We start from the raw sequence: 21645 nt of genomic DNA, 5'->3' as shown, positions 1-21645 counted from the left end.
CCGGGCGGTATGGCGCACCAATATCACTAGCCGCTAATATGTGGCGTAACCTGCCTATAGAACGTCCAAACGGAGAGTTGCATGACCCCCGCCCGTAACTACAAGACGACTGCGCCGCCAGGCGACACGCTGGTCGCGTGCCGAGACCTGGCGCTACAGCTACTGACGCAGTCGCTGGAAGGGTTCTTTACGCAACTTGAAGCCACCTTTTTTGATCTGGCCGAAGACACGCACGACATGCAGTTGCGTGATACCTACTTTGCCGCCCGCGCCGAGGCGCAATCCAAAAAGACCGCCATCCTGGGCGCGTTCCGCCAGCAGTTTCTGGAAACCTTCAATCAGCGCCTGCAGGGCAATCATGGCAAGGCGGGGTTTTATCCGGTCAACAAGTCCATCGGCGAACTCAGCCTGGTGGCGAATGATGACTACGAAGAAAGCCTGACCGCCAGCCATGTGGCGGATTCGCTCAAGAACAAGGGCGGCGATACGCTGACCCAACTCGAACAACGTCTGGCGCGTTTGATGCCGGACAGCCGCGACGCCGCCGCCAGCAACCCGCTGAGCCCGGATGCGATCGCGGAGGCCGTGATGGCCGCCTGCCGCATGTTCGAAAGCGGCATTGGCGCGCGTCTGGCCGCCATGCGTGCCTTTGAGACCGAATTGTCGGACCAGGTGACGCAGGTTTATCAACACCTCAACCAGTTTCTGATTCAGGAAAACGTGCAGCCGGTCAGCCATCGTGCGGTGCTGAACCGCGGCCGTGCTGCGGGCCAGACGCCTTACGATCCGGCCGCGCAACACGCCGATGCCGCTGCGGGCGGGCAGGGCAACGAAGGCTTTAACGGCTACGCGCCCAACGCGTATCCGGGCCAATACGGCGCCAGCAGTCAGCCAGGCCAGCAGGGCTATATGATGACGCCGGAGCTGGCGGCGCATTTGCAGCAACTGGCAGCGGGCAATATGCAGGCGCAAGCGCGCTCGTCGCTGCGGCCGGAGTGGTTTTCGTTTCTCGACAATCTGCAACGTGATCCGCCCGGTGCCGCGCAACAAGGCACCGGTCTGCCGGAAAACCTGCTGTCGGTGCTGCGTAGCACGCGCTGGGTGAATGAACTGAACCGTGTCGACACCATGACGTTTGATCTGGTATCGATGCTGTTTGACCGGCTGTTTGAAGACGAGCGTTTGCCCAATGCCATCAAAGGCTTGCTGGCGCGCTTGCAGATTCCGGTGCTCAAGGTCTCGCTGCTGGACGGCAGTTTTTTTGCGCGCAAATCGCACCCGGCGCGACAACTGATCGACTTGCTGGAAGACTCCTTCCGCGACTGGCAAGGCGAACCGGACGATAACGATCCAACCTTCGCCAAGTTCAACGATGTGGTGGGCTGGATCAACACCCATTTTGAAGACGAAGTGGGCGTGTTTGATACCGCGCTGGCCGATATCAAACGCTTTCTGGCTGATGCCGACGAGCTGGCGCAATTGCGCGCCAACCGCGCCGCCGAAGATTTGCTGCGCCACGAAGTCTCCGAGCTGGCCACCGCCACTGCCGAAAGCCTGGTGCAGGCGCGCCTGGCACGGGCAGCCGAAGTGCCTTTGCTGGTATCGGATTTTCTGGGCTCATGGTGGTCGGCCGCACTGGCCAACGCCTGGGGCCCGCAGGGCGAGGCGGAAGCCGAATTCGTGTTGCGGCAAAAGGCCATGGACGATCTGATCTGGAGCCTGGCGCCCAAGCGCGGTCCGGAAGAACGTCTGCAACTGGTTAATTTGCTGCCCAGCATGCTGAAAGTGCTGGAACATGGCGCCACCTCGGCCGGTATGCCGCAAGAAGCCTCCAAGGCATTTTTCTCCGAGCTGGTGAATTGCCACGCGGCCGCCATCCGCAATGGCTTGCGCCAGGCGGCGCTGGACCCACTGGCTCCGCCTAATCCGGCGCCGGCTTCGATCGCCGCGGCAGCGCTGGCACCCCAGATTTCACCGGTTGCCGCCGTTCCGGCCGCCGTGGCTACGCCGCTGAACGCGGTGGTGCCTGGCCAGACCACGGCCGGCGCGCCCGTCACCACGCCGGCCTCGCCGATTGTGGCGGCGTCGGTGAATAACGTGGCCGAATCTGCCCCGGCCGCCGTGGATGGCGCGCTGTCTTACGACGCGCCCGAAGCACTCGACCACATTCCCGCCCGCGGCGAATGGGTGAACTGGCTGGATAACGATGATCACGAACGTCGTCTGCGCTTGTCGTGGATCAGTCCGCTGGGCACCCGTTACTTGTTTACCAATCGCCAGGGCGAAAACGGTCTGGCCTTGACCCGGCCCGAAGTCGAAGCGTATCTGGCCAATGGCCGCTTGCAACGTCTGAACACCGACATTTCGGCCACTGAGCGCGCCTTGAATCAGCTAAAAGAACAACTCGCGCCGCAATAAGCGCTTGCGCGGGCATGCTCTGCATGCGGGACATCAAACGGCGTCTGTAACCAGACGCCGTTTTTCTTGATTCCGACGGCTTTGCGCGGCCAGGCCTGCGCAGCCTTCCTGTATCATGCGGGCCATGATTCGACTTAAATCCCTCACGCTGCGCCGTGGCACCAAAGTTTTGCTCGATCGCGTTGATCTGACGCTTTATCCCGGTAGCAAGGTTGGCGTCGTTGGCGCCAATGGCGCTGGTAAATCCAGCTTTTTTGCGCTGCTGCGCGGTGAACTGCATCCCGATGCCGGCGACGTGGAATTGCCGCCGCGTTTGCGCATCGGCCACGTGGCCCAGGAAACGCCCTCGCTGCCTATCAGTGCACTGGAATATGTGCTCGATGGCGACACCGAATTACGCGAAATCCAGCGGCAACTGGATCTGCATGGTTCGGACGATGGCGACGGCATGTTGCACGGCGAATGGCTGGCCAGGCTCGACGCCATCGACGGTTACACCGCCCAGGCGCGTGGCTCACGTTTGCTGGCAGGCTTGGGCTTCTCCCAGGCCGAAATGCAGAAGCCGGTTTCGGATTTCTCCGGTGGTTGGCGTATGCGATTGAACCTGGCGCAGGCGCTGATGTGCCGCTCTGACCTGCTGCTGCTGGATGAGCCGACCAACCATCTGGACCTCGAAACCGTGGTCTGGCTGGAAGACTGGCTGCGCACTTATCCCGGCATGCTGCTGGTCATCTCGCATGATCGCGATTTTCTGGATGCCACCATCAACGGCATCCTGCACGTGGAAAACGCGCAGGCCACGCATTACACCGGCACCTATGCCGACTTTGAAAACCAGCGCGCGCAAAAGCTGGCGCAGCAGCAGCAGGCGTTTGAAAAACAGCAGCGCGAAATTGCGCATCTGCAGTCGTTTGTCGATCGCTTCAAGGCAAAAGCCTCCAAAGCACGCCAGGCACAGAGCCGGGTCAAGACGCTGGAACGTATGGAAGTGATTGCAGCGGCGCATATTGATTCGCCGTTCCACTTCAGCTTTCGCGAGCCGGTTTCCACACCCAACCCTTTGTTGCGGATTGAAAATGCCGCGGCGGGTTACGCGATTGAATCGCCAATTCTGCAAGGCCTCAATCTGAGCCTGGAAAAATCGGCACGAATTGGTTTGCTCGGGGTCAATGGTGCGGGTAAATCCACGCTGATCAAAATGCTGGCGGCCGAGAATGCACCGCTGGCCGGCGAACGCGTGGAAGGCAAGGGGCTGAAGATAGGCTACTTCGCCCAGCATCAGGTGGATGCGCTGCGGCTGGATGAATCGCCGCTGTGGCATATGCAAAAGATCGACCCGATGACGCGCGAGCAGGAATTCCGCAACTTCCTCGGCGGCTTTGATTTCCATGGTGATATGGCCTCGGCGCCGGTGGCCCCGTTCTCGGGCGGCGAAAAAGCCCGTCTGGCTCTGGCTTTGCTGATCTGGCAAAAGCCCAATCTATTGCTGCTGGATGAGCCGACCAACCACTTGGATATCGAAATGCGCCAGGCGCTGACCCAGGCGCTGCAAGACTTTGAAGGCGCCATTATCCTGGTGTCGCACGATCGACATCTGCTGCGCGCCAGCGTGGATGACTTCTGGCTGATCGAAAGCGGCAGCGTGCGCCCGTTTGATGGCGATCTGGACGATTACACGCGCTACAGCCAGGAAAAGCGCAGCGAGCAAGCGACGGCACTGCGCGAATCAGATGGCTTTGCTGACCGCAAAGCACAGAAACGCGCGCAGGCCGAAGCGCGGCAGAAGCTGGCCACTGCGCGCAAACCGCTGGAACAGAAGCTGGCCAAACTGGAAAAACAGATGGCCCCATTGCAGGCCGAGCACGCCAGATGGGCGGCCACGCTGGCGGAAGAAACCATCTATTTGCCGGAACGTAAAAACGATCTGCAGAACGCGCTAAAACGCGAAACCGAAGTGAAGGCACAGATCGATGAGCTGGAACTGGCGTGGCTGGAAATCAGCGACGAACTCGAAGCACTGCAAACCGCCGCGAACGGCTAACGCCGCATAGGGTGGGTCTAGACCCACCATCCAGAGCCGCGGAGAAGCACGCAATGCAGATTTCTCCGCGGCTTGGCGTAGCGATTTGAAATCCCCAGCCGTATCGATGGGCTAAGTGCAGCAATCCTGGCCGATGGCTTTGGGTGGTGGGTCCAGACCCACCCCACGCGTGAGGGCGATACGTTGTCGCACATTTCGTCACATTGCGGTGACATCGCTTACGCTTTTGTCATCTACCGCACGACAGAAGCGGGCGTTTAATAGGCATAGCATCCACTGCATGAGGTGCCTTATGCCAAAAACTACATCTACAAAGTCCGGACCTTTTCTACGTCGCCTGCTGCTGGTCAGTAGCGTGCTGTTTGCGCTTGCCCCGACGGCAAGGGCGGATGACCCACCGGCCGAAGTGGCGCGGCTGAATGAAGTGCAAGGCTCGGTCACGTTTGCGCCTTCGGGCAGCGCTGACTGGGCCTATGCGCCGCTGAATCGTCCCATGACGGCGGGTGACCAGCTTTGGGTTGATCAGAACGCACGCGCTGAACTGCATGTGGGTTCGACCGCGATTCGTCTGGGTGCTGAGACCAGTGCCGCCTTTCTTGCTTTGAACGACCAGGCGCTACAACTGCGGCTTAACCAGGGCAGCGCGCAATTGCGCGTGCGCGCCATCTACGAAGGTCAACACGTCGAGGTCGCCACGCCCGATCTGGCCTTTGTGATTGAAGAGCCGGGTAGCTATCGCATCGATGTCGACCCCGCGCATCAAACTACGCGCGTGACCGTGTGGCAGGGCAGCGGCACGGCGGTGGGTGCCGCCAGCAATAGCTATCGGCTGCGCGCGGGCGACCGCGTGATCTATATCGGCCAGGATCTGGCGCAACAGGCGGTTGAATCGCGTCCGCCGCTCGACGGGTTTGATCAGTGGGCCGAGCAACGCGACCAACGCGAAGAGGCGTCGACCTCGGCGCGTTATGTCTCGCGTGAGCTGACCGGCTATGAGGCGCTGGACAGCAACGGCACCTGGCAAGACACCCCTGATTACGGTGCGGTGTGGGTGCCCACGACGGTGGCTGCCGGCTGGGCACCGTATCGCTACGGCAGTTGGATGTGGGTCAACCCTTGGGGCTGGACCTGGGTCGATGATGCGCCGTGGGGCTTTGCGCCATTCCATTACGGCCGTTGGGCCTACTGGCATAGCCGCTGGTGCTGGGTGCCCGGGCCGCGCGTGGTGCGCCCGGTTTATGCACCCGCGCTGGTGGCGTTTAGCGGGCATTCACCGGTGCATGGCCGTCCTGATCCACATGGCCCCGGCGTGGCGTGGCTCCCGCTGGCACCGGGCGAACACTGGCGCCCGGCCTATGCCGCCAGTCCGCGTTATATCGCCAATGCCAACCGCAACATCGTTTACCAGCACACGGTGCTGAATCAGAACATCAATCAGCCGGTGTATATCAACAGCAATATCCCGAATGCGATTTCGAGCGCTACCGCAGCGACGTTTGCCCAAGGAAGGCCGCAGCCAGGAGGCTATCACGCGGTGCCGTTACGGGATCTGAATGGCGCACGCTTTGGGCCGGCGCCACAAATTCGACCGGGGAATGATGCGATGCGCGGCGGCCGTCCTGCACCGATGCCTGGGGTGGCCCATAATCCGCCGCCCGTGGTGGTATCGCGTCCGGCACCGCAAGCTCCGCGTACGGTACAAGCCCCGCCACCCGGCGCAGCGCCGCGTGTCGAAGCGCCGCGTGGTGGCACCGCGCCCCAGGCGATTGCAGAACCGCCGCAGCGGGGGCTGCAAGCACGGCCGCCGGAACGGGCCCAACCCGAGCCGCGTGCTAACGCGCCACGGCCGCAAGAACCGCAACAACAACCGCAACAACAACCCCAGCAGCAACCCGCTGCGCAGGCTGCGCCCGCCACCGTGCCGCGCCCGCCGCTGCAATCGGGCCAGAGCAATCCGGCTTTCCGACCGGGCCAACCGGTGCGTCAGGGGCAACCGCAAACGCTGGATGGGCAATCTGAAGTGCAGCCGCCGATTCGCGCGCATCAAGGCGGCCCGCATCCGCACGCGCCAGAAGCGCCGCGCCCGCCCGCCAACGTGCAACCGCAGCCCAACGCGCAACCGGCGCCGCAATCCAACCGCATGCAGCGCCCGGCAGAGCCTGCCCGACCGGCGCCCGCACCCGCGCAGCAACAACCGCAACGGCCACAAGCACAGCCGGTGCAACAACGACTGCCAGCGGAAACGCGTCCACAAAACGCAGAAGCGCACCCGCACGCCGAGCATCACGCGCACGAAGAAAAGCGCAAGGCCGAATGATCGGCGCTTGCGCTTGTCAGAGAGGTGCGGGGCGCTCAGGCGCGGGCGGACGGTGTCTTTGCCGCTAGCCACACGCCGATAACGGCCAGCGCGGTGCCGCCCAGCATCGGCACGGTAAGCGGTTCGGCAAAGACGAGCCACGCCATAAGGGTGGTGGCGGGCGGAACCAGAAAGAACAAACTGGCGACCTTGCCTGCCTCCCCATGGCGCAGCAGCCATAACAAAATGCCGATCGCACCAATCGACACCACCAGCACCAGCCATGCCAAGGCCAGCCAGAACGCAGGATGCGGATCAAAATGCGCCGCTTCGGTCGCCCAGGCCAGCGGTGCAATCACTGCCAGCGACACTGCGCACTGAATTGCCGAAGCCGCCAGCAAATCGACCGAGGCGCAAAAGCGTTTCTGATAAACCGTGCCCGCGCTGATCGAGCATAAGGCCGTCACTGCGGCCAGCACGCCGCCCAGGCTCAAGACCCCGCTGCCCAGCTTGTTGCCCACCACCAGAATCACGCCGAGCAAAGCCAGCAACAAGCTGCCCCATTGCCGCGCACTGCGTTGTTCGGGCAGCCAGCGCGCCGCCAATACGCTCACCACGATGGGCTGCAAGCCGGCAATCAAGGCCATCGTGCCCGCCGACATCCCCACCCCCAGCGCGGTAAAGACGCCGATAAAGTACAGCGTTTGCGTCAGCAAGCCCGCGATGCCGGCGTGGAGCAGCAAGCGTCCGCGCGGCCAACGCACTTTGAATAACGGTGCCAGCGGCAACAGAATCAACAGCACCAGCGCAAAGCGCAGGGCCAGAAAATGGAAGGGCGCGATATAGCGCAGGCCCAATTTGGCGGCAATAAACCCGCTACTCCAGAGCAGCACAAACAGCATGGGCGCGAACGGGGCGAAGCCGGATTGCACGGCGTGGGCTGAAGATGACACAGGCTTCATGCGGCGGGCAGGCGGGAGACTAAAGCGCAGCATGCTACTGGCATCCCGGCCGCGAGAGCCACCAAAAAAAACGCCCCGAAGCATCCGGGGCGTTTTGTATTGCGTTGAAGTCGGCAGCGCAAGGACTTATTTGGCTGCCGCTTTGGCCGCCGCTTGCGCTTTGGCAACCACCGCTTCGACTTGCTCGCGCTCATAGCTTTCTACGTAAGTGCGGCCGTAGTAGCTGTCGAGCAGGATCTGCTTCAGCTCAGAGATCAGCGGATAGCGCGGGTTGGCGCCAGTACACTGGTCATCGAAAGCTTCTTCGGCGACTTCATCCAGCTTGGCCAGGAACAAGGCTTCCGGCACGCCAGCGGCCTGAATCGAAGCAGGAATGCCGAGCGTGTTTTTCAACTCATTCACCCAGGCGATCAGCGCTTCTACTTTCTCGTCGTCATCTTTACCCGGCAGGCCCAGATGCTCGGCGATATCGGCATAACGGCACTTGGCTTGCGGGCGGTCATACTGGCTGAACGCCGTTTGCTTGGTCGGAATATCCACCGCGTTGTAGCGGATCACGTTGGTAATCAACAGCGCATTGGCCAGGCCGTGTGCCAGATGGAACTCGGCACCCAGCTTGTGCGCCATCGAGTGGCAAACCCCAAGGAAGGCATTGGCAAAGGCCACACCGGCAATCGTGGCGGCATTGTGCACTTGCTCGCGAGCACGCGGATCGTTGGCGCCGTTGGCGTAGGAAGAGGGCAGATAGGCCTTGAGCAAGGTCAACGCCTGCAACGCTTGCGGATCGGAGTACTCGTTGGCCATGACCGAAACATAAGCTTCCAGCGCGTGGGTTACGGCATCGATACCGCCAAAGGCCGTCAGCGATTTGGGCATATCCATGACCAGATCGGCATCGATAATGGCCATGTTCGGCGTCAGCTCGTAATCGGCGATCGGGTATTTGGTGCCGGTTTTTTCATCGGTCACCACCGCAAACGGCGTCACTTCTGAACCCGTGCCCGACGTGGTCGGGATGGCAACCAGCTCGGCCTTGATGCCCATCTTGGGGAACTTGTAAATGCGTTTACGGATATCCATAAAGCGCAGTGCCAGGTCCTCAAAGTGGACTTCGGGGTGCTCGTACATCACCCACATGATCTTGGCCGCATCCATCGGGCTGCCGCCGCCCAGCGCAACAATCACGTCGGGCTTGAACACGTTGAGCGCATGCACGCCTTTGCGCACCACTTCCAGCGTCGGATCCGCTTCGACTTCGTAAAACACTTCTACTTCCATGCCCATCTGTTTCAGGATCTTGATGGTTTCATCGCAATAACCGTTATTGAACAGATAGCTGCCGGTGACGATGGACGCGCGTTTTTTTCCTTCCAGATCGCGCAAGGCAAACGGCAGGCAACCCCGACGGAAATAAATGTTCTTCGGCAGTTTGTGCCACAGCATGTTTTCGGCGCGTTTGGCCACGGTTTTCTTGTTGATCAAGTGCTTGGGCCCCACGTTTTCCGAAATCGAGTTACCGCCCCACGAACCGCAACCCAAGGTCAGCGACGGTGCCAGCTTGAAGTTATACAAGTCACCAATCCCGCCTTGCGACGACGGCGTATTGATCAGGATCCGCGCGGTTTTCATCTTGTCGCCAAAGTAGGCGATGCGTTCGTCCTGCATGTCCTGATTGGTATACAACGCCGAGGTGTGGCCAATGCCGCCAAGGGCGACCAGGGCCACCGCTTTATCGACCGCGTCGTGAAAATCTTTGGCGCGATACATGGCCAGCGTGGGCGACAGTTTTTCATGCGCAAACGCTTCTTCTTCGCCCACGCTGGAGACTTCACCAATCAGCACTTTGGTGTACGACGGCACGCTGATGCCGGCCATTTCGGCAATGCGTGCGGCGGATTGGCCGACGATATTGGCGTTGAGGCCACCGTTAACAAGAATGACCTTGCGGACGGCTTCGGTTTCTTTCTTGTTCAGTACATAACCACCGCTGCGCACAAAGCGGTCTTTGGCTTGCTCGTAAACTTCATCAACGATGATGACCGATTGTTCGGACGCACAAACCACGCCGTTATCAAAGGTTTTGGACATCAGGATAGACGCGACCATACGCTTGATATCGGCGGTTTCATCCACCACCACCGGCGTATTGCCCGCACCAACGCCAATGGCTGGCTTGCCCGAGGAATAAGCGGCTTTCACCATGCCGGGGCCACCGGTAGCCAGAATCAGGTTGGTGTCTTTGTGATGCATCAGCGCGTTGGACAGCTCAACCGACGGCGCATCAATCCAGCCGATGATGTCTTTGGGCGCGCCAGCGGCGACCGCAGCCTCAAGCACAATACGGGCGGCTTCGTTGGTGGATTTACGTGCACGCGGATGTGGGCTGAAAATGATGCCGTTACGGGTTTTAAGCGAAATCAACGCCTTGAAAATGGCGGTTGAGGTGGGATTGGTGGTCGGCACAATGCCGCAGATAATGCCGATCGGTTCGGCGATGGTCATGGTGCCAAAAGCGGCATCGACTTCGAGCACACCGCAGGTTTTCTCGTCTTTGTAGGCGTTGTAGATATATTCGGAGGCGAAGTGGTTTTTGATCACTTTGTCTTCAAGCACGCCCATGCCGGTTTCGGTAACGGCCATGCGTGCCAGCGGGATGCGTGCGTCGGCAGCAGCCAGCGCAGCACAGCGGAAAATCTCGTCAACCTGCTCCTGGGTGTAGGTGGCGAACACTTGTTGCGCCTTCTTGACCCGGGCAACCAGTAGGTCGAGTTCCTGAACATTTGTTACGGCCATGATGAGCTCCTGAGACTTGAAAAGTGATTGCCTTGAATTATCGAGATTTATGCTGTTGGCATCTGCCAACTATTGGCGGCGTAAGCTGTTGAATAGTGGCATTTTCTTTCCGCCGCCAGCGGTGTCCGACATTCAGCGCGGGGTTGACTGGCAAGGTAGCTTACGAATTGATGTTTAATGTTGATCTGCCTCAAGACCAATGGCATGTAGCAGGTGTAAGCCGAGCTACATTTTTTGATCGCATTGCCGTATAACGGCGCGCTATCGCAAAATCGCTCCATTTCCGCCATCAGGACCCCGCCCATGAGCCAGCCCGTCACTGCCGCCCAGATCCGGATCCGCGCCATGCACGCGCAGGACTGGCCCGCCGTCGAAGCCATCTACCGCGAGGGCATCGATGCGGGTAGCGCCACTTTTGAAACGGCCACGCCAGGCTGGGACGCCTTTGAGCAATCGCATTTGCCATGCTGTCGCCTGGTTATCGAGCACGACGGTGTGCTGCAAGGTTGGGCGGCGTTGTCCCCATATTCCGGGCGGCATGTTTATCGTGGCGTGGCGATTGTGAGTATCTATATAGCGGCCGCGGCGCGTGGGCTGGGGCTGGGCCGGCGCTTGCTGGATGCGCTGGTTACCGAATCGGAAAACCAGGGCCTGTGGACGTTGCAGGCCGGCATATTCGAATCCAACGCCGCCAGCCTGCGCCTGCACGCCAATGCGGGTTTCAGGGTGGTTGGCGTGCGCGAAAGGCTAGGGCAGTTGCACGGCCGCTGGCTGAATGTGGTGCTGCTGGAACGGCGCAGCTCGCTGATCTGAATTCACTACGGCAAGGGGCACGCCGCCCGGGAATGCGCCTTGCTCTCTGCCGCCTGGGCCATGCAGAACACGGCGCGCCTGCGCTAGGCTCCCATTCTTATAAAACCGCATTGGACTGACGCATACATGGGTAAAGGCAGACTGGAAGCATTCAGCGATGGCGTAATTGCCATCATCATTACGATCATGGTGCTGGAACTGCACTCGCCACATGGCTTCGACCTGGCGGCACTGCGCTCGCTAATTCCGGTGTTTCTGGCCTATGTGCTGAGCTTTATGTATGTCGGCATTTACTGGAATAACCATCACCATCTGTTCCACACCGCCAAAACCGTCACCGGCGCTGTGCTGTGGGCCAATCTACATTTGCTATTCTGGCTGTCGCTGTTGCCCGCAGTAACGCGCTGGGTGGATGAAAGCGAAATGGCGGCATGGCCGCTGGCCAGCTATGGTTTTGTGCTGGCCATGTGCGCGATCGCCTATTTCATCCTGACCCAGGTCTTGATCCGCGTGCATGGCCAACAATCCACCCTGGCCCGCGCAGTGCGTTGTGACGTCAAAGGCAAAGTTTCGGTAGGGATTTATGTTTGCGGCATCGTGCTGGCGTTTTTCTGGCCGCTGGGATCGGTGCTGTGTTACGTCGGCGCGGCAGCCTGGTGGCTGGTGCCGGACCGTCGGATTGAGAAAATCCTGGAAGAACACAACGCAGCGTGAATGTTGTGCCTTATGCGGCGGGCAGTTGCCTGGCAACATGGAGGCCAGGCTCGGGATGCACTGGCCTGATCAAGATGCGTATAACTACCTATAATGTATATTATGTAAAGTTAAGGATGTTCCGATAGACATTTCGTTCGCAGCTATCCGCCCAGCTATCGGAATGGCACTCGGCTTTGCACGGTTTGGATTAAGCCGCCGGGTCTGCGGATTGGTGTCGGCCCTTTACCGGGATGCCTGCCCTGCGTCGGGTTCACTAAGACCCCATGGACGCCTGGGGATGGCGATGCTCGGGAGTTGTTACGAGGTGTGCAGCGAAGCTGCCAGGCTATGCAGATTCTGCGGCACCACCCGGATAATCCCCGCGCGAGGACTATCGATATCGGCGATCAGCATAAATGACAACGCCACCGTCAACGGCATCACGGCCAGCAGCCAGCCTTTGGCCTTGCTGCCACGTGCGCCGTAGCCCACCAGAAAGCTGCAAAACAAGCCCAGCAAAATCATCAATGCCCACGCGGCACGGGGGATGCGATTCCACCATGCGGCTTGCGTATAGCCTTGGGTGTTGATGACGTCGTTGGCGCCCGCCACTGCGAGCGCGGACACCGGGTTGGGACCGGATTTGACGCCTTCACGCGCGGCTTGCCAGATCGCGTCTTGCAGTCTGGCCGTTTGCTGATCGATGCCGGCAAGCGCTGCGTCGTCGCGCTCGGTATAAAACAGAATGCGTTGCTGCAGATATTGCTTTAGCGCAGTGCGCATTTGCTCGGCTTGCGGGGCAGACAATAAATCAGCGCGGATGTATTCCGTACCGATGGCATTGGCCTCTTCTTCTTCATAATTCTTGCGCTGGTCATAACGCCCCACCGCCATCGATAAACTGAATCCAATAATCAAGGCGAGCAAAGTCAATGACGCGGATTGCACCGTACCAAAGTCAGTGCGGGCGTCTTCGTCCGCCAGTCTGGCGCGGCGCGAAAAGCGTTCGCCAATAAATGCGGTCAGCATCATGGCCAGGAGTGCCACAACAAAGAACACAATCGGATGATCGATGAGCGTAGTCATGGCCTGTTCACAGCTTGAGTGATCTGGAAATTCCGGAAGGTAATCGGCGTAATGGCACCAGGCCCGTCAAGAACCCGGTGCATGGCGATGCAATTAATTGCTGGCTGCAGCCGAAGCGGCCGGCGTTTTGGTTTTCTTGTGTTTGGTGCGCTGTTTTTGCGTTTTTTGAACGGAGTCCGGGGTGGCCTTCTCCGGCATTTCATCGGCAAACGAAACGCCTGCAAAGCAGAAAGCGACAGCGGCGGCGATCAGATATTTCATGGGGTGTGCTCCAGTCAGATTGGGTGCGGTTTGCGCTTTAACTTTAGTCATAAAAATGCCGCAGACAAGACGATAGGTAGATGCCAGCGCGAGCGCCCTCTTCGCGTCGCGAGGCTGTTAACGCCCAAAGCAATTGCTACTGGCGCAGTAGCGTGGCTACGCCTATACCGAGAACGCCTCTTTTCAAAATCAAAAGGTTAAACGCCATGCTTAGCGATACTTCGCCGGTACTTGATCGTTTTGAATTCGGTCGTTCAATTCGGCAAACCATCAAACGATCCAGCCACACCCATACCGGCAACACGCGGCGTGACGTGATTGAACTGCTTAAAAGCAATAGTGAAGGTCGAGTGGAAAAACTGGTGCCGCTGCGTTATGCGCGCATGCTGGTTTCACCGTTTACGTTTTATCGCGGCAGCGCCATTATCCAGGCGCACGATCTGGCGGGTACGCCGGATAGCCAATTGCATTTGCAGATTTGCGGCGATGCGCATCTATCCAACTTTGGCGGCTTTGCCACGCCCGAGCGCAATCTGATCTTCGATTTGAATGACTTTGATGAAACCCATCCCGGCCCATGGGAATGGGATTTAAAACGGCTCACGGCCAGTCTTGCCGTCGCCGCACGGCACTTGGGCCATGGCGAGCGCAATGCGCGAGAAGCCGCGTTTGAAGCCGCCGTCAGCTATCAAGAAAACATGGCCAAATATGCGCAAATGGGCGTGCTCGATATCTGGTACGAGCGCATTACGTTTGAGCGGCTGGTTGAAAGTGCGCGCACGGACACCGGCAAAAAAATGGTACGCAGCGGCATCGAAAAAGCAGGCAAGCGCACTTCGGCCGAGTTGCTGCCCAAGCTGGCGGGCCAGGCTGACGGTGCCTGGAAAATCCGCGATACGCCGCCTGCCGTGTTTCATATCCACGGCAATACCACGCTGTTTGATGCCGACGACGACTGGATGGTGCTGGGCAGCGGCGAGGCCTTGCTGGAGCGTTTGCGCAAAGAATATCTGGGCACCTTGTCCGGCAGCCATCGCAAATTGCTGGAGCGATTTACCGTGCAAGACGTTGCCTTCAAGGTGGTGGGTGTGGGCAGTGTCGGTACGCGTTGCTTGATTGCCTTGATGATGGATAGTCAGCATCAGCCGCTATTCTTGCAAATCAAAGAGGCGCGCCCTTCTGTACTGGCAAAGTTTGTTAAAGAACGCAGTGGTTTTCAGCATGAAGGTCGGCGCGTGGTCGAGGGCCAACGCCTGATGCAGGCTTCCAGCGATCTGTTTCTGGGCTGGTCGACCGGGCCATCCGGGCGGCACTTTTTTGTGCGCCAGTTGCGCGATATGAAGGTCTCGGCCGAGGTGGAGTTGATGGATGCCACGCGTCTGCAAGGCTACGGCCGGATTTGCGGCTGGGTATTGGCGCGGGCGCACGCGCGGGCCAGCGGCCTGGCCCCGGAAATTAGCGGCTATATCGGCGAAAGCGACCGCTTTGCCGCCGCCCTCGCCCGCTATTCGACCGACTACGCCGACCAGGTCGAACGCGATTACCAGGTGTTTGCCCAAGCCTGCCGCAGTGGCAAATTAAAAGCCCGCACCGACGCCGATTACGCGGCGGATTTCTCGGTCTAACGCCACGCTGCGCGCCGGCAAAAGAAGCTTGCCGGTGCGCGGCGGCATCCATGGTTCAGACCAACGCTTTCAACACTTTTGCCAGCACGTCCTTGATCGGCAATTGCAGCGACATCACCACCAGCAACGGAATGCACGTTGGCAAAATGATCGCGGCAAATCCTTGCTTGCCCAGCACGGATTTGCGCATTTGCCGCACGGCGTCATACAGCGTCTGCACATCGGCCACCGGGCCCAGCTCTGGCGCATCCAGCAAGTCGGGACTGCCGATCTCTGCCGTGATGTCCTCGCCGTTAATCCAGCGCCGATGCACCAGCCGGTTGTGCCGCGACACCAGAATGCCGTATTCACGGATGGCCAGGCGACGCGATTTGGCCAGCAACAAGGCCATCGGCAAAAACGGAATGATGAACACCGCCGACACCAGTATTGCAGTCGTCAGCATCTCGCCTTTAATGCTGCCGACCGCCACGTTGTGGTAGACCACTTCGTGCGCAAACGAGGCGGCAATGACCGCCGAAATGGCAAACGTCACCGGGCTGAAAATCAGCGCCAGTCGCTGCAAAAACGCCAGCCCGGCGCGATGATCAGGATGGGTGGGCACCAGTTTGAGCGGAAACCGCGCCAGCCTGGCAAACAGCAGCAACACCATCAGCGCGCGCCACAGCCAGGCCAGCAACAGCATGGTAAACAGCGGGCGCACCACCAGCACCAGCCACCACGCGCCAAAGTTCAGCCCTGCTTCGCTGGTCGCGCCGGGCCAACCCATGTCGATGTATTGATGGAATATGGCACCCGCCGTGGCGGTGGCTAATACCAGCCCCAGTATCAACACCCAAGGCAGTACGTTGTCCCGCAGCCGCACCACGCCGGCCAGCATTTCGCTGAATGCCGGCAAATCCTGCAACGGCACCAGGCCCGATTTGACGAAATAGCGGAACACCGGCGGCATCAGGCTCTGCGCAATATGTTCGGCCACCACAAACAGCGGAATCGCCACCAGGCAGCGCACGTGCACGCCAAAGTGCGCCAACACGCCGTCCTCATGCGTGTAACTCCACGGCTGGCCCGTTGCGGCGGCCCACAGCATCAAGGGCAACCACGCCACCATGGCAAAGATGAAGGCGCGTCGGCGCACGCCCATGCCGGTGGCCGGTATCAAGCCGATCTGGCGCTGCACGCGATACGCGGCGTCATCGCGCACCAGTGACAATTCGACATCCGCCAGATCGGGATAAGGAGCGCCCAGTCCGTCTGCATCCGTTGCTGCCAACGTCATGATGTTTCTGCCTTGTTAGCGAGCGCAGCGTTTCAAAAACTGACCGCCAGGCCCAATGAAACCCCCGACACGTGATTGCCAAACAGATAACGCGCCACCAGCCGGGTACGGGTGATTACCACGTGATATTTGCTTGAATCCAGTTCCATGCCGACGCCGATCGAGGTCAGGTAGTTAAACCCCAACGCGCCGCGCAACTGGCCGATGTATTCGGTATGCGCCAGCTCAAGCACATAGCGCACCGGACGGTCCAGGGCAGTCAGCCCCGTCGGGGCGCGGTAGCGATACCACAAGCCCAGACTTTGCGAATCAGCGCTACCGGTGACCGCATCATCCGATCCTCCATAACTGCGTAAATCAATATTGGAATAGCGCAGTTCCATATCGATTTCTCGCTCGGGGGTGTAGTCCTCGTAATCCAGCATGATCGAGCCGCCGAGCCCATACGCATTCAGCGTGCCACCATCGACAAACTCCAGGTCCCGGTTGGTCTTGCGATCGATGACCCAGCCCGCCGCGCGCACATCGCTGGCCACTTTGCCTAGCGCGATATTAAAAATCGGTCGCAGTTTCAGCTTGTCGGTCAGCGGAAAATCCCAGCCGATACCGCCACTGGCATTCACGGTATTCCAGCGCAGGGGCAAGCTGCGATCCTGTACGCCATCGGTGGCCACAAAGGTGGGATCGTAGCGTGTGTAAGCGATCAGGCCTTCGAGGTACAGAGGAAACGATTTGCTGATTGAATCGCCGCCACCCAGTTGCGTGGACCAGAGTCCCGGGTTGCCGGATGCGCCGTCCTTGATCGAGAGCGAACTCGTGGTGACGTCGGGCACGACGGCGTAACCGATCAGCGCCACCACGCCGTTGGCGGTGCGCTGCAAGTCGCGATTTTGTACGCGGAAGTTGCCGGGTTCAGCGTAAACGTGGCCCACGATGCCATACACGCACGCTGCGGCAAGCCACCGCGACCCAAAGTTGAAACGTCCCCTCATGCTGCGATGCTCTGGCAAACAACGGCGGTTTCGATAACGAGCGTCCGACGCTGCAATAGGTTGGGAAGCGCATGCATGGCTCAGTCCTGCAAAACCACGCGCGCGGCGTGGGCGTGATCAAAACCGTCTGAGTAGGTGGGCGTTGCCCCCTCGATTGCCGTGTACAAATGGGCTGGCTTGTAGGTCAGGCACGTACAAATTTTATAGGCTAAGGTTTACGATACTTGACGGTGAAATCACTATAGCTGTCTTTTTTCTGACGTGTTTTGGGGTTCCGTCGTCATGAGATTGCCGAAAACCATGTGGAGAATTGTGATGACCGCCGCACCTAAAAAAATCTCGCTCGCCGTGTTATCTGCGCTGTTATGGGCCCAGACATTTGCTGCCGGCCCCAACCCGCCGACCGACGCGACGCGCAAAGCCAACGACGCCGTAGCGCAATATTTGCCTTTTTCAAACACTCAGGATTTTGACGACGCCCGCCACGGCTTTATCGCTGATTTGCCCAGCCCGCTGATCAAGGGCGCCAGTGGCAATACCGTCATTGATCTTTCCGCGTATGACTTTCTTAAAAAGCAGGGCCCTGCCCCCGAATCGGTTAATCCCAGCTTATGGCGCCAATCGCAATTGCTCGCCATTCGGGGCCTGTTCAAAGTGGTAGATGGAATTTACCAGGTGCGCAATATTGACCTGGCCAATATGACGTTTATCCGCGGCAAAACCGGTTGGGTGGTGGTTGATCCGTTGACCTCGACCGAGACCGCCAAGGCCGCACTGGATCTGGTGAATAGCAAGGTCGAGAAGCTGCCGGTGTCTGGCGTGATCTTTACGCATTCGCATGTCGATCACTTTGCCGGTATCCGCGCCATCGTCGATGAAAAAGATGTCAAGGCGGGCAAGGTGCCGGTGATTGCGCCGGAAGGCTTTATGGAAGAAGCGGTCAGCGAAAACGTGTTTGCCGGCAACGTGATGAGCCGACGCGCGTCGTATATGTATGGCAACCTGCTGCCCAAAAATCCGGAAGGCAATGTGGGCGGCGGCCTTGGGCTGACCACGGCGGCAGGGACGATCACGCTGTTTGAACCGAGCAAGCTGATCGAGAAAACCGGTGAGACGCTTAACGTAGATGGCGTGGATGTCGTATTCCAGATGGCGCCGGGCACCGAGGCGCCGGCCGAAATGCTGTTTTATTTTCCGCAATTCAAGGCCATAGACCTGGCGGAAGACGCCAATCACACGCTGCACAACATCCTGACGTTACGTGGCGCCAAAGTACGCAGTGCGCAGAAATGGGCCAGCACGCTCGATCAAACCATAGATTTGTGGGGTAAAGATGCAGTGGTCTCATTTGGTAGCCACCACTGGCCGCAATGGGGTAATGAGCACGTGGTAGAGCATCTGGAAAAACAGCGAGATCTCTACAAATACATCAATGACCAGACCCTGCGCATGGCCAATCAGGGCCTGACCATGAACGAGATTGCCGAGCAATTTGTGCTGCCGGATAGTCTGGCCAAAGAGTTTTACAACCGTGGCTACTATGGCGATCTAAAGCACAACGTCCGCGCCACCTACCAGTTGTATCTGGGCTTCTGGGATGCCAATCCGGCTAATTTCAACCCGTTGCCGCCGACCGAAGAAGCGAAGAAATATGTTGAGATGGTCGGGGCTGACAAGATGATCGCCACGGCTAAAAAAGCCTATGCCGCAGGCGAATACCGCTGGGCCGCCACCGTGGCCAACAAGGTGGTATTTGCCGAACCCAAAAATCAGGCCGCCCGCAATATTGAAGCGGATGCACTGGAGCAATTGGGCTATCAGGCCGAATCTGGGCCGGCGCGCAATTTCTATCTGTCCGGCGCGCAAGAATTGCGTGGTGGCGTCAAGAAAATGGCTACGCCAAACACCAGCTCACCCGACATCATCAAGGGCATGACCACCGATATGTTCCTTGATTTTCTGGCCATCCACCTGAATGGGCCGCGCGCGGGCGCCAAGGCGTATTCGTACAATCTGGTCTTTCCGGACATCAATGCCAAATACGTGCTCACGGTTAAAAACGGCGTGATGAACTACAGCAAAGACAAACAGCTCGACAAAGCGGATGGCACCGTCACCTTAAACCGCAGCACGCTGGATGACATCGCTTTGGGCAAGCTTAAATTAGGCAATCTGGCCGAGAGCGGAGACGTCAAAATTGAAGGTGACGCCGCCAAATTCAAAGACATGCTTGGCAACTTCGACAAGTTTGATTTCTGGTTCACGATTGCCGAGCCTTGATCGGCGGCCGGCGCGCCAGCAAGTGCCTCAAAAATGAACGCGCGGGTGGGTCCGCGGCCCCGAATTTACCGGGCTGCGTACTGCACCCGCTTTTAATCTGCCGCTGTCAGTTTATTTTGTAACCACTCGATCCGATTGCTTGCTTTCGAAATCGTAAGAATCTAGATTCAATTCACATTGAACTTTCTACGCGCGATTTGTAATCCCTGCGCCGCTGAGAGCAAACGCTCGCTCATGCTGTACCTAAAGCAAACCCGTAGCCGGTAACGGCTTAGATATGCCAGCAGCTCAGGGGATTACGCGCCACGCCATGCGCGCTGTCCTCACGTCTTTGCAATCCTGTTGGCATCCAATAAGGAGAGTAGATCGTGAAGTTCTTGATACCGGAATTTGCACGCGGGGTGGTCTCCGCCGTGCTGGTCGGGCTAGTGGGCTTAGGGGTGATGGCGCCAGCCAGCGCCGCGGACAATACGGCGCGCAAACCCAATATCGTGGTGATCTGGGGTGACGACATCGGCATGTGGAACGTGGGCGCTTATACCCACGGCATGATGGGCCAAACCCCTAACATCGACTCCATCGCCAAAAACGGCATGATTTTTACCGACCACTACGGTCAACCCAGTTGTACGGCCGGTCGTGCCGCCTTTGTGATGGGGCAACTGCCCATCCGTACCGGCATGACCACCATCGGCATTCCTGGCTCCAACCGGGGCATCCAGAAAAGCGATCCGTCGATTGCCGAAGTCCTTAAATCGGTGGGTTACGCCACGGCCCAGTTTGGTAAAAACCACTTGGGCGATCGCAACGAATTTTTGCCCACCGTGCATGGCTTTGATGAATGGTTTGGCAACCTCTATCACCTGAATGCGGAAGAAGAGCCCGAAGAACTTGATTATCCGGGCCAGAAAAACCCGGCCTACAAAGACAAGTACGGCCCGCGGGGCGTGCTGCACACCTGGGCCACCACCTCGGACGATGCAACGGTCGACCCCAAGTTTGGCAAGGTGGGTAAACAGAAGATCGTCGACACCGGCCCCCTCACCCGCAAACGCATGGAAACCATCGATCAAGAGGTGACCGATGAAACGCTGAAGTACATGGATCGCGTCGGCAAAGGCGATAAGCCGTTCTTCCTCTGGTACAACTCGACCGCGATCCACGTCTGGTCGCATCCCAATCCCAAGTACACGCAAATGGCGGTGGACGAAGGCCGGGCTGAGGAAGACGTGGTGCGAGCGCGCATGCTTGAACACGACGAGCTGGTCGGCAAGATTCTGCAAAAAATCAAGGATCTGGGTATCGCCGACAACACCATCGTGATTTACAGCACCGATAACGGCAATGAGTTCATGTTCTTTCCGGACGGCGGTTACGCGCCGTTTCGCGGTGAGAAAGGCACGACGTGGGAAGGCGGGCTACGCGTACCGATGCTGATCGAATGGCCGGGGCATATTCCCGCCGGGCGTGAAGGCAACGGCATTCAAAGCCACGAAGATCTGTACGCCACGCTGGCCGCTGCCGCCGGCTTGCCGAACCTGAAACAGGATCTGTTAAAGGGTTATTCCATGAATGGCACCAAGTACAAGGTGCACCTGGATGGCTACAACAACCTGGATTACTGGACCGGCAAAACCGAAAAATCCGCGCGTCACGAAATCTTTTATTACGACGAGACCGACTTGATGGCGATACGGGTAGACGCCTGGAAAATGCACATCGGCGTTAAACATCATGGCTCGTGGTTTGACGAAAAGGCCTTCCCCAGCGTGCCGTATATCGTGAACCTGCTGATGGACCCGATGGAAAAGGTCACGCCTGACTCCGAGGAGTACCAGTACGAGGGCCGCAAATTTGTCGCCACCAAACTTTGGGCGCCCACCGCTGCAGTGCCGTATCTGGCGGAACATCTGAAGAGCTTGCAGGAATATCCGCCTAGCCAGGGCGCAGACACGTTAAGCATGAAAAAAGCCATCGACGGTGCCATGAAGAAGATGGAACAAGCGAACGGCAGCAGCAATTAGTTCATACCGTCCGCGTCGCCTATGGCCTGGCCTTCTCCGCATTGCGCGCGGGAAGGCCAGACCGCACCGTGGAGTGACG

Annotated in this window: 14 protein-coding genes; 8 read left to right on the top strand and 6 right to left on the bottom strand. The window is 58.9% G+C overall.

Annotated elements, in window-relative coordinates; all coding sequences use genetic code 11:
• Window positions 1-81: 81 nt before the first annotated feature.
• The 3 genes from ACYQ1A_RS02230 to ACYQ1A_RS02220 all read left to right on the top strand — a co-directional run bounded on the left by ACYQ1A_RS02230 (window position 82) and on the right by ACYQ1A_RS02220 (window position 6776).
• The gene (locus tag ACYQ1A_RS02230) at window positions 82-2418 is read left to right on the top strand and encodes a DUF1631 family protein (protein ID WP_499359856.1); all 2337 of its coding nucleotides are present in this window, start codon (window positions 82-84) and stop codon (window positions 2416-2418) included.
• Window positions 2419-2542: 124 nt separating this feature from the next.
• Window positions 2543-4459 carry an ATP-binding cassette domain-containing protein gene (locus ACYQ1A_RS02225; RefSeq protein WP_499359854.1) on the top strand — a complete coding sequence of 639 codons (1917 nt, stop codon included), beginning with the start codon at window positions 2543-2545 and terminating at the stop codon, window positions 4457-4459.
• Window positions 4460-4751: 292 nt separating this feature from the next.
• Window positions 4752-6776 carry a DUF6600 domain-containing protein gene (locus tag ACYQ1A_RS02220; RefSeq protein ID WP_499359852.1) on the top strand — a complete coding sequence of 675 codons (2025 nt, stop codon included), beginning with the start codon at window positions 4752-4754 and terminating at the stop codon, window positions 6774-6776.
• A 35-nt stretch (window positions 6777-6811) separates the two neighbouring features.
• Here the strand turns inward: ACYQ1A_RS02220 and ACYQ1A_RS02215 are convergent, their stop codons facing one another.
• Complete coding sequence (locus ACYQ1A_RS02215; RefSeq protein ID WP_499359850.1) at window positions 6812-7717, bottom strand: DMT family transporter; 906 nt, start codon at window positions 7715-7717, stop codon at window positions 6812-6814.
• Between the two features lie 126 nt (window positions 7718-7843).
• A complete protein-coding gene (gene adhE, locus ACYQ1A_RS02210) occupies window positions 7844-10510 on the bottom strand; it encodes a bifunctional acetaldehyde-CoA/alcohol dehydrogenase (RefSeq protein WP_499359848.1) in 2667 nt (888 codons plus the stop codon).
• 303 nt (window positions 10511-10813) lie between these two features.
• Between adhE and ACYQ1A_RS02205 the strand changes: the two genes are divergently transcribed.
• The gene (locus ACYQ1A_RS02205) at window positions 10814-11323 is read left to right on the top strand and encodes a GNAT family N-acetyltransferase (RefSeq protein ID WP_062221801.1); all 510 of its coding nucleotides are present in this window, start codon (window positions 10814-10816) and stop codon (window positions 11321-11323) included.
• A gap of 126 nt (window positions 11324-11449) precedes the next feature.
• Entirely contained in the window at window positions 11450-12037 is a 588-nt protein-coding gene (locus ACYQ1A_RS02200) for a TMEM175 family protein (RefSeq protein ID WP_499359845.1), read from the top strand.
• Window positions 12038-12337: 300 nt separating this feature from the next.
• Here ACYQ1A_RS02200 and ACYQ1A_RS02195 read toward each other — a convergent pair whose 3' ends face one another.
• Both ACYQ1A_RS02195 and ACYQ1A_RS02190 read right to left on the bottom strand, forming a co-directional pair.
• Window positions 12338-13105, bottom strand: coding sequence for a bestrophin-like domain (locus ACYQ1A_RS02195; protein WP_499359843.1), 768 nt, complete (start codon window positions 13103-13105; stop codon window positions 12338-12340).
• 93 nt (window positions 13106-13198) lie between these two features.
• Window positions 13199-13366, bottom strand: coding sequence for a hypothetical protein (locus tag ACYQ1A_RS02190; RefSeq protein ID WP_499359841.1), 168 nt, complete (start codon window positions 13364-13366; stop codon window positions 13199-13201).
• 206 nt (window positions 13367-13572) lie between these two features.
• Here ACYQ1A_RS02190 and ACYQ1A_RS02185 point away from each other — a divergent pair, with 206 nt between their 5' ends.
• Window positions 13573-14991 (top strand): DUF2252 domain-containing protein, encoded by a 1419-nt coding sequence (locus ACYQ1A_RS02185; RefSeq protein ID WP_499359839.1) that lies wholly within the window; start codon window positions 13573-13575, stop codon window positions 14989-14991.
• A 55-nt stretch (window positions 14992-15046) separates the two neighbouring features.
• On the opposite strand, the gene ACYQ1A_RS02180 is transcribed toward ACYQ1A_RS02185, so the two are convergent.
• Entirely contained in the window at window positions 15047-16270 is a 1224-nt protein-coding gene (locus tag ACYQ1A_RS02180) for a hypothetical protein (RefSeq protein WP_499359837.1), read from the bottom strand.
• A 32-nt stretch (window positions 16271-16302) separates the two neighbouring features.
• Window positions 16303-17214, bottom strand: coding sequence for a hypothetical protein (locus tag ACYQ1A_RS02175; protein WP_499359836.1), 912 nt, complete (start codon window positions 17212-17214; stop codon window positions 16303-16305).
• Between the two features lie 363 nt (window positions 17215-17577).
• On the opposite strand from ACYQ1A_RS02175, the gene ACYQ1A_RS02170 reads away from it, so the two are divergent.
• Window positions 17578-19542: an alkyl/aryl-sulfatase gene (locus tag ACYQ1A_RS02170; protein WP_499359834.1), complete on the top strand. Its 1965-nt coding sequence runs from the start codon at window positions 17578-17580 to the stop codon at window positions 19540-19542.
• Window positions 19543-19910: 368 nt separating this feature from the next.
• Complete coding sequence (locus ACYQ1A_RS02165) at window positions 19911-21566, top strand: arylsulfatase (RefSeq protein ID WP_499359832.1); 1656 nt, start codon at window positions 19911-19913, stop codon at window positions 21564-21566.
• The last annotated feature ends 79 nt before the right edge of the window (window positions 21567-21645 follow it).

The organism is Silvimonas sp. JCM 19000, from assembly GCF_054652575.1.
The sequence above is the reverse complement of the archived record's forward strand: the minus strand, read 5'-3'. Positions and strand labels throughout refer to the sequence as shown.